The 13,808-nt window shown below is 61.8% G+C and carries 14 protein-coding genes; 4 read left to right on the top strand and 10 right to left on the bottom strand.

The features are described 5' to 3' along the window. The 3 genes from Q1W26_RS12640 to pyrF form a co-directional block, all read right to left on the bottom strand. Nucleotides 1-185, bottom strand: a 185-nt coding sequence (locus tag Q1W26_RS12640; protein ID WP_300440608.1) for a hypothetical protein, incomplete at its 3' end; no start/stop codon positions are given. Nucleotides 186-233: 48 nt separating this feature from the next. Next, on the bottom strand, nt 234-1,139 hold the full coding sequence (locus Q1W26_RS12635; RefSeq protein WP_300440605.1) for a transglutaminase family protein: 906 nt from the start codon (nt 1,137-1,139) through the stop codon (nt 234-236). A gap of 166 nt (nt 1,140-1,305) precedes the next feature. Beyond that, nucleotides 1,306-2,124, bottom strand: coding sequence for an orotidine-5'-phosphate decarboxylase (gene pyrF, locus Q1W26_RS12630; protein ID WP_300440602.1), 819 nt, complete (start codon nt 2,122-2,124; stop codon nt 1,306-1,308). A 410-nt stretch (nt 2,125-2,534) separates the two neighbouring features. On the opposite strand from pyrF, the gene Q1W26_RS12625 reads away from it, so the two are divergent. The 4 genes from Q1W26_RS12625 to Q1W26_RS12610 all read left to right on the top strand — a co-directional run bounded on the left by Q1W26_RS12625 (nt 2,535) and on the right by Q1W26_RS12610 (nt 7,259). Then, nucleotides 2,535-3,770 (top strand): porin, encoded by a 1,236-nt coding sequence (locus tag Q1W26_RS12625; protein WP_300440599.1) that lies wholly within the window; start codon nt 2,535-2,537, stop codon nt 3,768-3,770. 167 nt (nt 3,771-3,937) lie between these two features. Next, nucleotides 3,938-4,414 carry a DUF302 domain-containing protein gene (locus tag Q1W26_RS12620; protein ID WP_300440596.1) on the top strand — a complete coding sequence of 159 codons (477 nt, stop codon included), beginning with the start codon at nt 3,938-3,940 and terminating at the stop codon, nt 4,412-4,414. 121 nt (nt 4,415-4,535) lie between these two features. Then, nucleotides 4,536-6,497 carry a DNA topoisomerase IV subunit B gene (parE, locus tag Q1W26_RS12615; protein ID WP_300440593.1) on the top strand — a complete coding sequence of 654 codons (1,962 nt, stop codon included), beginning with the start codon at nt 4,536-4,538 and terminating at the stop codon, nt 6,495-6,497. Nucleotides 6,498-6,557: 60 nt separating this feature from the next. After that, nucleotides 6,558-7,259, top strand: coding sequence for a hypothetical protein (locus tag Q1W26_RS12610; protein WP_300440590.1), 702 nt, complete (start codon nt 6,558-6,560; stop codon nt 7,257-7,259). A 251-nt stretch (nt 7,260-7,510) separates the two neighbouring features. Here Q1W26_RS12610 and Q1W26_RS12605 read toward each other — a convergent pair whose 3' ends face one another. From Q1W26_RS12605 to Q1W26_RS12575, 7 genes are all read right to left on the bottom strand, one after another. Beyond that, the gene (locus tag Q1W26_RS12605; RefSeq protein ID WP_300440588.1) at nt 7,511-8,212 is read right to left on the bottom strand and encodes a cupin domain-containing protein; all 702 of its coding nucleotides are present in this window, start codon (nt 8,210-8,212) and stop codon (nt 7,511-7,513) included. A gap of 95 nt (nt 8,213-8,307) precedes the next feature. Beyond that, nucleotides 8,308-9,396, bottom strand: a complete 1,089-nt coding sequence (locus Q1W26_RS12600; RefSeq protein ID WP_300440585.1) for an alkene reductase — start codon at nt 9,394-9,396, stop codon at nt 8,308-8,310. A 22-nt stretch (nt 9,397-9,418) separates the two neighbouring features. Further along, complete coding sequence (yqhD, locus tag Q1W26_RS12595) at nt 9,419-10,576, bottom strand: alcohol dehydrogenase (RefSeq protein ID WP_300440583.1); 1,158 nt, start codon at nt 10,574-10,576, stop codon at nt 9,419-9,421. A 105-nt stretch (nt 10,577-10,681) separates the two neighbouring features. After that, nucleotides 10,682-11,266, bottom strand: coding sequence for a TetR/AcrR family transcriptional regulator (locus Q1W26_RS12590; RefSeq protein ID WP_300440580.1), 585 nt, complete (start codon nt 11,264-11,266; stop codon nt 10,682-10,684). Between the two features lie 309 nt (nt 11,267-11,575). Next, nucleotides 11,576-12,127 (bottom strand): hypothetical protein, encoded by a 552-nt coding sequence (locus Q1W26_RS12585; protein WP_300440577.1) that lies wholly within the window; start codon nt 12,125-12,127, stop codon nt 11,576-11,578. A 305-nt stretch (nt 12,128-12,432) separates the two neighbouring features. Continuing rightward, a complete protein-coding gene (locus tag Q1W26_RS12580) occupies nt 12,433-13,236 on the bottom strand; it encodes a 3'-5' exonuclease (protein WP_300440574.1) in 804 nt (267 codons plus the stop codon). Nucleotides 13,237-13,507: 271 nt separating this feature from the next. Next, on the bottom strand, nt 13,508-13,808 hold a 301-nt coding region (locus Q1W26_RS12575), incomplete at its 5' end, for a hypothetical protein (RefSeq protein WP_300440571.1).

The raw sequence follows: 13,808 nt of genomic DNA, 5'->3' as shown, positions 1-13,808 counted from the left end.
AGGCCTTCGTTGAACATGTCGCCGATCATCATCATGCCGCCGCTCATCCACTGCCCCATGCCTCCCAGCTCGGGGTGGCCGAACTGGGCCTGGCTGAAGCCGCCAGCCTGGAGCGCGGAATAGGCGGCTCGCCCTGCGTCGACACTGAAACCATGCCGGGCGGCAATTTCTTCAATCGTGCTCATGGAACCCTCCTGGAAATAAGATCTTGGTGTTGCCGGGTGCGCTAAGGCTCAGGCGAGCGGCGCCAGAAGCGCACCGATCAGCACGGCGGAACCGTCGTCGGTGGACAGCGCTTCTGGCCGGCGGAAAGGCAGTTCGGTGTTGCTGAAGGTGTCCACCACGGCCTCGATGGCGATCTTCGGCGGCTCGGCCCGCACACTGCCGAAGATCGTCGCGAACGACACGTCGGCCGCATCGCGCCCCACGCCAAAGCGCATCAGGCCCATCGGAATGGCGGTGTTCGAGGGATCGAAGAGATACCAGCGATCGCCGAGAAAAACCTCGACATAGGCGTGGAAATCGCTCGGGCCGAGGGCGGGATCGGCACCGTAGTCGATGCCGGTGACAAAGCGCGCGGGAATATTCAGCGCCCTGCACAGGGCGATCATCAGGTGGGCAAAATCGCGACACACGCCAACCCGCTCGCCCAGCGTGTCCAGGGCGGACGTGCTGGCGTTGGTCGTTGCCGACTTGAACTCGACGTGCTTGCTGACCCATTCACAGATCGCACGGACACGGCCGTAGCCCTGGGGCAGCTGGCCGAACTCCTTGTTGGCGACTTCGTAGAGCCGGTCGGACTGGCAATAGCGGCTGGGGTAGAGATAGGTCAGCACATCGGCCGGCAAACGTGCGACAGGCACCTCCGGAATGGACTCCGGAGCACCAACATGGTGCGTCAGCTCGACAATTGCACTGTAACGGAGACGCAGCCTGCCAGGCTCGGCCTTGAGCCGCATGTAGCGGTTGCCGGTCGTGGCGTCGGTGTGAACCTGTGGCATAAGAAACTGGCCGAGTTCCATCATCTCCGTTACCACCCGCTGATGGCGGGTGTGGGCGGCGTGGATATTGAAGATGAAGTCGCAGCCTGGCGCCGCAACCTCGTAATTCAACTCAACGGAAAACTTCAGCCTGACCATGAATGCCTCTCAAAACACGAATTAACCCGGAATGGCAGGCCATCCGATACAAATGAATATCGCGGGCAGGCCAACACAGGCCAGACACCGCGATTTGGACCTCATCCTACTATGCGGCGCCGCAACATGCGGGATTTTCAGCACCGCAGCGTAAATCAAGCAATATTCAGGCCCGGTACAGATTCACTTCGTTACGCGTGGCCAGCGCCACCTCGCGGGCCTTGTCGGCGAAATCCTCGCCCTTGCCGGCATAGAGGATTGCCCGGGATGACGAAATCATCAGCCCGGTGCCGGCCGCCGTGCGACCGGCTTTGACGGTGGCTTCCACATCCCCGCCCTGGGCGCCGATGCCGGGCACCAGCAAGGGCAGATCGCCCACGATGGCGCGCACCTCGGCGAGTTCTTGCGGAAAGGTAGCGCCCACCACCAGCGCGTTCTGGCCGTGGGTGTTCCATTTGCCGGCTACCAGTTCGGCCACGTGCTGGTACAGCTTGCGGCCGCCTTCAACGGTGAGGTTCTGCAGATCGGAGCCGCCGGGGTTGGAGGTGCGGCACAGCACGATCAGGCCCCGATCGGAAAACTCCAGGTAGGGCTCGACGGAATCGAAGCCCATGTAGGGGTTCACCGTCAGCGCGTCGGCCTTGTAGCGCTCGAAGGCTTCGCGGGCGTACTGCTGGGCGGTGGCGCCGATGTCACCGCGCTTGGCGTCGAGCACCACCGGCACCGTCGGGTGCCTTTCGTGGATGTAATCGACGAGATCCTGCAACTGGTCTTCGGCGCGGGCCGCCGCGAAGTAGGCGATCTGCGGCTTGAATGCGCAGGCGAGCCCGGCGGTGGCGTCGACGATGCCCTTACAGAAGGTCAGCACCGCGTCCGGGCGATCCTTCAGATGCGCCGGAAAGCGCGAAATGTCCGGGTCCAGCCCGACGCACAGCAGGGAATCGTTTCGCTGCCAGGCAGCAGCCAGTTTGGAACGGAAATCCATGATAGGGCGCGCTACGCGCTGGGAAGTGAATGCAGGCCGCGATTTTACCAGCCCCGGCGGCCCGTTCGTGCTGCGCCACAACATGCTCCACGCGCTGTCACGAACTGCATCAGGGCGGCCGGCGCGGCACAGGCAGCTGTCCATTTAGTGGACAGGCAGGCCAGCGTCCGACGATTCGCCAGCGTCATCGTCACGCTAAAAAAACTCCATCGACAACAGTCACTTGCCCAATTTTTTGGCGTTTCTGGCACGCCCTGGCACAGCGCTCGCACAAGGATGTTCGCTCCGTAACAGCGTGTTTCACGAGGCATCCAGCCATCGAAACGCGACCACGGGAGGAGCGAAGCAGCGTGCCGGAGTGCGCGCGCTTGGCTGGTGACATCAATCAAAAAATACCGGAGACGATTCTCATGAAGAAAACCCTGCTGGCCCAATCCGTCGCCCTCGCCTGCCTTGCCACCGCCGCCGGCGGTGCCCAGGCCGTGAGCTTTACCCAGAACGACGTGACCGTTGATATCAACGGCACCATCAACGGCTTCTACGTGAACCGCGAGTCGGAAACCCGATCCACCACCGGCGCCGTGACGAGCACCACCAAGAGCCAGAACAGCGCGCTGACCAACGGCCTCTTGCCCGGCTGGATCAACTTCGTGGTCACCACCCGTCAGGGCGACCAGGACATCAAGGCCCACTTCAGCTTCGCCCCCGGCATCAACGATTCGTCTTCGGTGATCGGCCTGCCTTCCGACCCCGGCGCAGGCGCCACGGGTGGCAAGAACAGCCCCTTCAGCCAGGTGGATGTGCGCAACGTGTACTTCCAGTTCGGCAACAACGACTGGGGCACCGTCAAGTTCGGCCGCGACATCGGCCTGTTCGGCCAGAACATCATCCTCTCCGACATGACGCTCTTGGGCGTTGGCGGCACCAGCAATGCCGGCATTCCGTTCAACACCACCTTCGGCATGATCGGCCACGGCTACATGTACACCGGCTTCCAGGCCCAGATCACCTACACCACGCCCAACTTCAACGGCCTGCAGGCTTCCGCCGGCATCTTCCAGCCCAGCTCCTTTGCAGGCGACCAGACCAAGACCCCCGGCGTCCAGGCCAAGGTCGATTACGACTGGAAGGGTGCAATGCCCGGCAAGGTGTGGGGCGGCCTCGTAAGCCAGAGCACCAGCTGCTCGAAGGGCAGCAACTGCGACGGCGCCGTCGGCAACCCGGACAAGACCTTCACCGCCAACGGCTACGAAATCGGCGCCAAAGCCGGCATGAACGGCTTCGAGGGCGTGCTCTATGCCTTCACCGCCAAGGGCCTGGGGCTCTCCACGGTGGGCGCCCAGTTCTATGGCGGCAGCGACGGCCTCGGCAACAAGACGGCATCGAGCGGCTACCTCATGCAGGGCACCTACACCCACAACAAGACCAAGTTCGGCATCAACTATGGCCAGAACAAGGACAAGGACGGCTTCCTCGGCGCAGGCGAAGACCGCAAGAACCGTGCCTACACCCTCGGCGTCTATCACAGCCTCAACAAGTTCGTGACCCTCGTCGGCGAACTCAACCAGGAAAAGATCAACGCCTCGGCGTCCAACTACGAACAAAAGAACCGCACCATTTCCGGAGGCGCGGTGCTCTTCTTCTGATTGGCCCCGGCTTCGCTACCTGGCGGTCGAAGCCGGCCTGTACCGTGTTTCTCCCTCTTTCGGGCGCCTTTCGGGGCGCCGTTTTTTTGCCCGCCAACTTTTACGGCTGCGGCGGATGCTATCGTCCGCGCTAGCCGATTTCCTCTCGCCCTCATCAGGATTGACCGATGCTGCGCCGTGCCGCCCTTGCTGCCCTCCTCCTGAGCTGCCTCGCTCCGGCCCTGGCCGACGAAATCCGCCAGCTCAGCATCGAACCCGGCCGCTACGCCGACGCCCGCGAAGCCCTGGTGGACGCCATAGAAGGCGAAGGCCTCATTCCGTCGCCCCCCAGCCGCTTCGGCGACATGCTCGCCCGCACCGGGCAGGCCCTGGATCAGCCCGACCCGATCTACGCCGACGCCGAAGTGCTGCACTTTTGCAGCGCCCGCATCGCCTGGCAACTGGCCCGCGAGAACCCCCTCAACATCGCCCAGTGCCCGCTGGCCATGGCCATCTTCACCCTGCCCGGCGAGCCCGGCCGGGTGCGCCTGGCGTGGCGCCGGGCCGTTGGCAGCAGCCCCGGCGCCACAGCCGCCAACGCGCTGCTCGAGCGCATCGCCCGCCACACATCCGAAAACGCCGGCCGCAGCAGCATCCGGAACTGACGCCCTCCCCGGAAGCGGGCTCGCGCGGTATAGTCCGCACCGCTTCAAACCCCCACTTTTTTCAGGGCGGATGAAGAAACGCTGGCGAGCAGCCGTTTTCTTCATCCGCCCGAGTCTCAGCATGTCGCAAAAAACATACAACGCCGATTCGATCACAGTTCTCAAGGGCCTTGAGCCGGTCAAGCAGCGGCCGGGCATGTACACCCGCACCGAACACCCGCTCCACGTCATCCAGGAAGTCATCGACAACGCCGCCGACGAAGCGATGGCCGGCTTCTGCAAGAAGATCGGCGTCACCCTGCACCTCGACGGCTCGATCAGCGTGTCTGATGACGGACGCGGCATTCCGGTGGAAATCCACCCGGTCGAAGGCGTGTCGACCGTTGAAGTGGTGTTCACCCGGCTTCACGCCGGCGGCAAGTTCAACAAAACCGACGAAGATTCCGCCTACCGTTTTTCCGGCGGCCTTCACGGCGTGGGCGTCTCGGTGACCAACGCGCTGTCGCACCGGCTCGAAGTGGAAGTGGTGCGCGACGGCGCCCGCCACAAGCTGGTGTTTTCCGGCGGCGACGTGATCGAACCCCTCGCCCGCATCGGCGACGCTCCCAAAAAGGCCAGCGGCACCAGCGTGCGCGCCTGGCCCGACGCCAAATATTTCGACGCGCCCGAGCTGCCCCGCGCCGAACTCGAACGCCTTCTGCGCTCCAAGGCCGTGCTGATGCCCGGCCTCGAAGTCAGCCTCGCCATCGAAGGCGGCGAAACCCGCAGCTGGCATTTCGAGCACGGCATGCGCGGCTACCTCTCCGAGGCCCTCAACGACGAGCCGCTGATTCCGCTGTTTGCCGGTGAAAAATTCGCCCCCAAGGGCGACGAAACTTTTGCCGCCGGCGAAGGCGCATCCTGGGCCGTAGCCTGGACGCTGGAAGGCGCGCCGGTGCGCGAATCCTACGTCAACCTGATTCCCACCCCGGCCGGCGGCACCCACGAGGCGGGCCTGCGGGACGGCATCTTCACGGCGATCAAAAACTTCATCGACCACCACGCGCTCTTGCCCAAGGGCGTCAAGCTCACCGCCGACGACGCCTTCGGCCGCGCCTCCTTCCTGCTGTCGGCCCGCGTGCTCGACCCGTCATTCCAGGGCCAGACCAAGGAGCGCCTGAACAGCCGCGACGCCGTGCAGCTGGTGTCGCGCATGATCCGCGACCCCTTCGAGCTGTGGCTCAACGAACACGTGGATTACGGCAAGAAGCTCGCCGAGCTGGCCATCAAGGCCGCCCAGGCCCGCGCCCGCGCCGCGCAAAAAGTTGAAAAGCGCAAATCGTCCGGCGTGGCCGTGCTGCCCGGCAAACTGTCGGATTGCGAATCCGAGGACATCACCCGCAACGAACTCTTCCTCGTCGAGGGCGATTCGGCCGGCGGCAGCGCCAAGATGGCCCGCGACAAGGACACCCAGGCCATCCTCCCGCTGCGCGGCAAGGTGCAAAACGCCTGGGAAGTGGACCGGGAGCGGCTCTTCGCCAACGCCGAAATCCACGACATCGCGGTCGCCCTGGGCGTCGATGCCCACGCCGCCGGCTCCAGCCCGGATCTGTCCGAGCTGCGCTACGGCAAGGTGATCATCATGTCGGACGCCGACGTGGACGGCTCCCACATCCAGACCCTGCTGCTCACGCTGTTCTTCCGGCACTTTCCCAAGCTCATCGAAATGGGCCACATCTACGTCGCCCAGCCGCCGCTCTACCGCCTGGACGTGCCAGCCATGGGCAAGAAGCGCCCGCCGCGCCGCCTCTACGCGCTGGACGACCAGGAGCTTGCCAGCCTGCGCGACCGCCTTACCCACGAAGGCGTCAAGCCCGAACACATCGAGGTGGGCCGATTCAAGGGCCTGGGCGAGATGAACCCCGACCAGCTGCGCGAAACCACCATGGACCCGGCCACCCGCCGCGTGCTGCCGGTGCATGTGCGCGCCGAAGCCTTCGACGAAACCCTGCGCATGTTCACCATGCTCATGGGCAAGGGCGAAGCCTCGGGCCGCCGGGCCTGGATGGAAGAAAAAGGCGATTCGGTGGAAGCCGACGTTTGATCGACCCGGCGCCTGCCGCGCCACTGCGCCCCGCAACAGACGCGGGCAAAGGACACCCTCATGGAACTGAACGACAAGCAAACCGAGTTCATCGACCTTCTTGACGACGCCTCGAGCAGGGTTAACAACTTCGTCGAGAACATCATGGCGCCGATGGTGAAAGCCTATGGCCCTAACTGCCTCGCCCCCTCGAAGCTACCCCTGGACTACATCCTCGACGTGGCCCGGCTTTATCTGCGCCTTGAAAGCGTTCGCCAGTGCAAGGATTGCCGGGATGCGCTGGATGTGGATGGCGACGGCCCGGTGCGGGCGGCCACCGAAAAAGCCAGCCGCATCCTCACCCTGGCCGCGCTGCAGTTTTGCCGCCACAAAAGCGGCGACGAAGGCATCTGGCTGCCGGGCGATCTGCACCAGGCGATGAGCGCGGCCCAGGACGACAAGCCCGCCCACGAGGCCGGGCAGGTTTTCCAGGAAGTAATCCACGAAGCCGCATCGCGCTACCTGATGCGCACCGTGTACGAGGCCGCCGTGCGCCTGACCGAACTGCAGTACGAGCAGCCGAAGGCCTTCCCCCAACCCTTGCTCGGGCGCGGCAACGGCGGCCTGGCGTACGCACCGCTGCCCTATTCCGACGAGCTGCAGCAGCAGTTCTCGGTGGCCCGTGACATCGTGTCGTCCTACTTTGCCGCCCAGGCCCAGGCGGCTATCGAATCCGGCGGTGGCGGCGCGTCAAAGGCCGGCCTCGCCCGGCACTATCACTGATCGTCCGGCCCTTTGATTCACGCACCACCGTTCGGGCCGACGCAGAACGGTTACGGATGATTTTTTGCAGGAAAGATTTGTAGGGGCGACTTCAGTCGCCCAGCTTGGGTCGGTCGGGTTAGCCCGCAGGGCGTAACCCGACACCAGCATGAACATCGATGGACACGTCCGATGTCGGGTTACGCTGCGCTAACCCGACCTACCCAAGCTGAAGCCGCCCCTACATCCGCCGCCCCTGCGAAAGGGCCGGGTTAATAATCGTCCGGCTTCAGCATCGGGGCGCCCAGGTGCCCGACCTTCACATAAATGAGCGCGCCCTCTGATTCCGTCCAGGGGGTGTGCCGGCTCCAGCGCGGGCTGCGCAGCCAGGTGCCGGCCGGGTAGCTGCCGGCTTCATCGCGAAACACGCCTTCGAGCACCAGGATTTCCTCTCCGCCCGGATGGGTGTGGGTGTTGAAGCGCGTGTTCGGCGCCCACTTCACCAACGCCGAACTGACTCCGTCGAACTCGTGGAGCGGCATCACCGAAAGCCCAGGCACCAGGCCCGGATACCAGACAGCCGAGCGGGTATCCATTTTTACGGGCGCGGTGTCGCCCTCGGCAAACTGCCACAGCTTGACGAAAATCGTGCAGCCCTCCCGCGTGAAGGGTGCATGGGTTGTGCCGGGTGGATTGCGCACGTAGGTGCCGGCCGGGTAGTCGCCGTGTTCATCCGAAAACACGCCTTCGAGCACCAGGAATTCCTCGCCGCCACCGTGGGTGTGCGGGCTGAAACTCGACGCCGGAGCGTAGCGGACAATGCTCGTTGCACGGGCGACTTCGCCACCGACGCGGTCGAGCGGGTAGCGCCAGACTCCGGGGCTCGGGGATGCCACCCAGTCGCCGTCGCCGGCGGGTGGAATGACGACGCGCTGGTCAAAGTCGGCGTTGATCAGAAGCGGGGATGAGTCCATCGAAAGGTCTCCGGTAGCGAAAGAACTGGAACCGCGGCAGGGCAAGCCTGCCGCAGATCTGGCACGGAATCAGTCCTTCAAATCAGTCCTTCAAATCAGTCCTTCAGGAAAGGATAGTCGGTGTAGCCCTCTGCCCCGCCGCCATACAGTTTGTCGGCACGCAGCGCGTTGAGCGGCGCATCTTCCTTGAGCCGGCGCACCAGATCCGGGTTGCTGATGAAGGGGCGGCCGTAGGCGACGATGTCGGCCGTGCCACTGGCCACGGCGTCGAGGCCATCGGCACGGCTCAAACCGTTGTTGACCATCCAGGCGCCGGGGAACGCACGGCGCAGGGCTGCGTAGTCGAAGGCCGGGGCGCCCTCGGGCTTGCGCGGGCCGCCGGTTTCGCCTTCGATCATGTGAAGGTAAGCGAGGCCCAGCGGTGCCAGCTGCTCCACCACGTAGCCGTAAACGGCCTGAGGGTTGCTGTCCAGCGGGGCGCTGCCGCCAAAGGTGGTGAGCGGGCTGAGGCGCACGCCGGTGCGGCCGGCGCCGATTTCTTCGCTCACCGCCTGGACCACCTCGAGCAGCAGGCGGGCGCGGTTGGCAATGCTGCCACCGTAGGGGCCGCTGCGCTCGTTGATGCTGTCACGCAAAAACTGCTCCAGCAGATAGGTGTTGGCAGCGTGCACCTCTACGCCGTCGAAGCCGGCCTCGATGGCGCAGCGGGCGGCTTGGCGGTAATCGGCCACCAGGCCCGGCAGTTCGTCGTCACGCAGCGCCCGCGGAGCAGACACCGGCACGAAGCCATCGCGGGTGTAGGTCTGGGTGTTGGCGACCTGATTGGTTGACGACACCGGCGCGGCCCCCTCGGGCAACAGCGAGCTGTGAGAAATACGGCCGACGTGCCACAGCTGGATGACGATGCGCCCGCCGGCGGCGTGCACCGCGTCGGTTACCGGGCGCCACGCGGCAACCTGCTCGGGCGAGTAGATGCCCGGGGTGTCGAGGTAGCCCTGGGCCATGGGGCTGATCTGGCTGGCTTCGGCGATGATCAGGCCGGCTGTGGCGCGCTGGCCGTAATACTCGGCCATCATCGGCGTCGGAACGCTGTTGGTGGCGCGGTTGCGCGTCAGCGGCGCCATGGCGATGCGGTTGGCAAGGGCGATGTCGCCGATCTGGATGGGGTCGAACAGGGTGGTCATGGCGGGTTTCCTTTTTTGAGAATCAGAGGCTGGCTTCAAGCACGCGGCGGCTGAGATCCAGCCCCATGTCCTGGCGTTCGCCGAGCGCGGTCATGCCATGCGCTTCGAGCTGGGAGACGATGCGTGGAATGCTGTCGGCGCCGATGCCGTAGCCGGAGAGGCGCGTTTTGACGCCGAGCGCTTCGAAGAAGGCGCGGGTGCGGGCGATGGCTGCGTCGATACGGGCGTCGTCGCTGCCCTCGGTGATGTTCCAGACGCGGGCGGCGTACTGCAGCAGCTTGGCTTTCTTGGCCTCGCGGCGCAGATCGAGCATGGCTGGCAACACGACAGCCAGGGTTTGGGCGTGGTCGAGGCCGTGCAGCACGGTCAGTTCGTGGCCGATCATGTGGGTCGCCCAGTCCTGGGGCACACCGGCGCCGATCAGGCCGTTGAGGGCCTGGGTGGCCGCCCACATCAGATTGGCGCGAACCTCGTAATCCTGCGGCGTGGCCAGGGCCAGCGGCCCGATCTCGACGAGGGTCTGCAGCAGGCCTTCGGCGTAACGGTCCTGCACCGGGGCGTTCACGGGGTAGGTGAGGTACTGCTCGATCACATGCACAAAGGCATCCACGACACCGTTGGCGATCTGCCGCGGCGGCAGCGTGAAGGTGGTGACCGGATCGAGCACCGAAAACCGCGGGAACACATGCGGGCTGAAGAACGGCAGCTTGGCCTGAATGGACTTGCGGCTGATCACCGAACCGTTGTTCATCTCCGAGCCGGTTGCCGGCAGTGTAAGCACCGAACCAAAGGGCAACGCACGGGTGATCTCGCTGCCGAAGGATTCGAGGATGTGCCAGGGGTCTCGCGGGTAATCCACCGCGGCGGCCACAAACTTGGTGCCGTCAATCACCGAACCACCGCCCACGGCAAGCAGAAAATCCAGCTTTTCACGGCGGATCAGCGCGACGGCTTCCATCAGGGTTTCGTAGCTCGGGTTGGGCTCGATGCCACCAAAACGCTGCACGGTGCGCTGGCCCAGCGCGGCGTCGACCTGGGCCAGGGTGCCGTTGCGCTCGGCGCTGCCACCGCCATAAAGCACCAGCACGCGGGCATCCGCCGGAACCAGCGAGTCCAGCCGGGCAATGCTGCCCTGGCCAAAGACGATTTGCGTGGGGTTGTAATAATCGAAGTTCAGCATGGAGCGCCTTTCGGGATGCGTGGGTGTTTCGATGGAATGGATTCGGACCGAGCTTTATTAGACCGGTCGTCTAGTTTCAGGGCAAAAAAAGCATGGAAGCAAAACTTAGCGGGACAAAAGCTGCAGCGTGGCCCGCATGGCCTGCTCCAGCGGGCTCGCGTCCCGGTGCAGCTTGGCCAGCAGGCTGGCGCCCAGCCACAGCTGGTAGAGCGTGCGGGCGGTGTCGTTTGGGTCCAGCGCCGGCAGGGATTCATCCGCCACACCGGCAGCAACACAATCCGCCAGCCGGTCGATCACACGCCCGGTGCCGTCACGCAAGGTAAGGCGCATGGCTTCGGACAAATCGGCCACCTCGGCGCTCAATTTGACCACCAGACATTTCTGGTCGTCGCAGCCCTCGCACTGGGTCTCCACCCACTGTTGCCAATAGCACAGCAGGCGCTCCCGCGCCGACATGCCGGGCGTCGCAAACAGCGCATCGATGCGGCCGAGATATTCCTCGAAAAAGCCCTCCAGCATCGCCTGGCCAAACAGCTCCTTCGACTTGAAGTAATGATAGAAAGAGCCCTTGGGCACCTCCGCCGCCTGCAGGATTTCATTCAGACCCACGCACGAAAACCCCTTGCCGGCAATGATGCGGCTACCGGTATCGAGGATGTGCTGACGCGTGTCGGGGTGTTGCGGTTTCATGGGTGGGGAGCTTAGATCAAATTAGACCAGTCGTCTAGTGACATACTCTTCTGGCAGCGGTGCTGAGCAAGGCAAGGTTCACAGCATCTGTCAGGTGGGACTGCACAGGCATGCAACGGCAAGACGGCGAACGCGTGCAATAGCAGCGCACGAAAACCGCCGTTCAGACTGCCCGCGGAGCGAACGCTCAGTGCGAGACATTGCGACAATCTGGCCATCGGCACCCGAAAAAAGCGCTCGTTCAACGTGAAAGCGAGGGGAGCGACGCAGCTTTATCGCGGCGCATCCCCTCGGCTGCAAGCTTGGACATCACTGAAAGTATCGAGTCAGAGACACTTTCTTTGGTTCCTGATCTTGCATATTGATGAGAATCGAATTCGGGTACAGCTTTGTCGGCCTTAAGGAGATTTTTGTAGCAGTTTTCAGCAGATGGAACATGTCGGTTTTATTGTGAATGGTTGGATCTACCAATATTTCGGTCTGACCAGACAATATTCCTCCAGTCAATTGAAGCTTGCTCCAATCACCACCGCCTCGACCAATCTCCTTGCCGTCCGCAAAAATTGTATAAGACGCGACAAGACCTTCCGTTTTCATGAATCCCGAGTATTTAAGCTTAAGCTTGACTGCACCAACGGTTTCATTATTGCCGTCTTTGTGCCGGTAATTTTCATCAACACTATCAAACTCCAAGGAAAATTGCTTCTGAACTTGATCCAAGAAAAGCTGCTCGATCTCCGATGGCCCGCTATGCCCTTGAGATGGCTTATCTACACAGTTTGCTATTTTTTCAACATCTCCACACGACACAAGAAACATACATGCAGCAAGCAGCATGGCAGCGGATGAACTTCGATGCATTTAAACCTCCAAGTATTAAGCCAAGCTGGATATAACTACTGGAAGAACGAGGGCTGTGACGCCCAACGTTCGACGTTGCGATAGTCCTGTCGGGTTAGCGCAGCGTAACCCGACCTCGCATGATCGAACCCGCTCGCGTCCGATTCTCTCAAATTGGCATAGATCCCGAAGTCACAAGGGGGAAGAAAAGGTGCCACAGGGAACGACGGCGCGCCGATATTGCATGGGAAATGTCGGGTTACGCTGCGCTAACCCGACCTACCTGAACTACCTGAACTGATCAGTCATTCCTGTCCAAAAGCACATTACAATACGGGATATGCCGATGCATAAGGCGAACCGATTGCCCTAAAGACTTTGAGCGCAGCAAATGCGTCATTTGCTGCATATTCCAATTGCCTTGCACTGAGCTTCGGTAGCGCCCAATTGGATGTTGTTATGGATTTAGGTTTGTGTAGATTCTTGCCTAAGACAATAGCGACCGCAGCGTTGACACCCAACCTCTGCTTATAGCGAAGTGCCCGGAGCGAATGCGACAGTTCTACTGTTGTTTTTAACCGGAACCCTAGGTTCCGAAATAATGGGCCACGATCAGAATTTAGACCAAAACCGATTTTTACAATATTCTCTGATTCGATAATTGCGCGTAACGGCTCTGCGAGTACGCCCAGCGGCACTTGAACGATATATGCGCGATCACTGAGTGCAAACTGAATGATGTGGGGGCCGGTGCGAGGTTCATCCTTAGACCAAGTTGGCTTCGATTCGGTATCGAAGCCAACAAAACGTTCTGCATGAATAGCTGCGCTGGCAGCCTTAAGTTGGGACAGGTTTTTGACAACAAAGATACGATCAAGAGTCAAGCCATCAAACGGTGGGAGTTGGGCTACTTGCTCCTTCGAAGGACGGTCTTTTCTTTCGTTAGATATTTCGACAGTAATTTTTTGTGTGCCTTGGAGATTTACTAAGCTCCCACACTCCGCTTTGATTTCCTGGCTTTCAATATGCTGATTTTCCCAGGGGGCCATGCCACAGCCGGCTGCATCAGCGATTTCCTCTGCGTCATAGCCTCGGCCCCTCATCTCGTAAAGAAATTCCCAGTCACTCATTTCATTTCCTCTAACAGTAGTTACACGAACACCAATGCCAAGCATAGCAACTCTGAAATGCAATTCGAGTTAGCAATTTTGCTTGGTGAGAGGATTTTTCGCCTCTGACTGGTTTGGAGGTCTTTCCTTTACCGTCTGCTACTGGCCGACTACTGCCCATCCGACTGATAAGTTCCGATCCAATGCGGCCGTTGCGCTGTCAGGAAAGCAGTTGCCTAACGTTCGACATGAGAGGTGTTGGCCAGCGTCCTGTCGATGGAAGGGTTAGCCGTCATTCGTAGTCTGGGTATGAAAGTGGTTCGCCGTACTGAGTTCCGGCCTTGACGAGCATGTCGATAGCGCCAGCCGCTAATTCTGATCTCTCCATTGCTTCACGAACTGCACTCCGGGACGGGCAAAGAAACCCGAGCATGCGATAGAAGCTGAATAGGGAAACGTGACTCCAGGCGTATTGGGACTGATTAAAGGCCAAGTACGGAAAGTTTTTTGGAATCAAACAGCCCGTCAAATCACATCTGAGCACCTCGAATAACCCGAGGTTTTCAGCGAACTCCCACCGCACAACGATGATC

Source organism: Zoogloea sp., assembly GCF_030157465.1.
GTDB lineage: Bacteria > Pseudomonadota > Gammaproteobacteria > Burkholderiales > Rhodocyclaceae > Zoogloea.
Note: the sequence above shows the minus strand (reverse complement) of the source record. Positions and strands in the feature narration are given on the sequence as shown.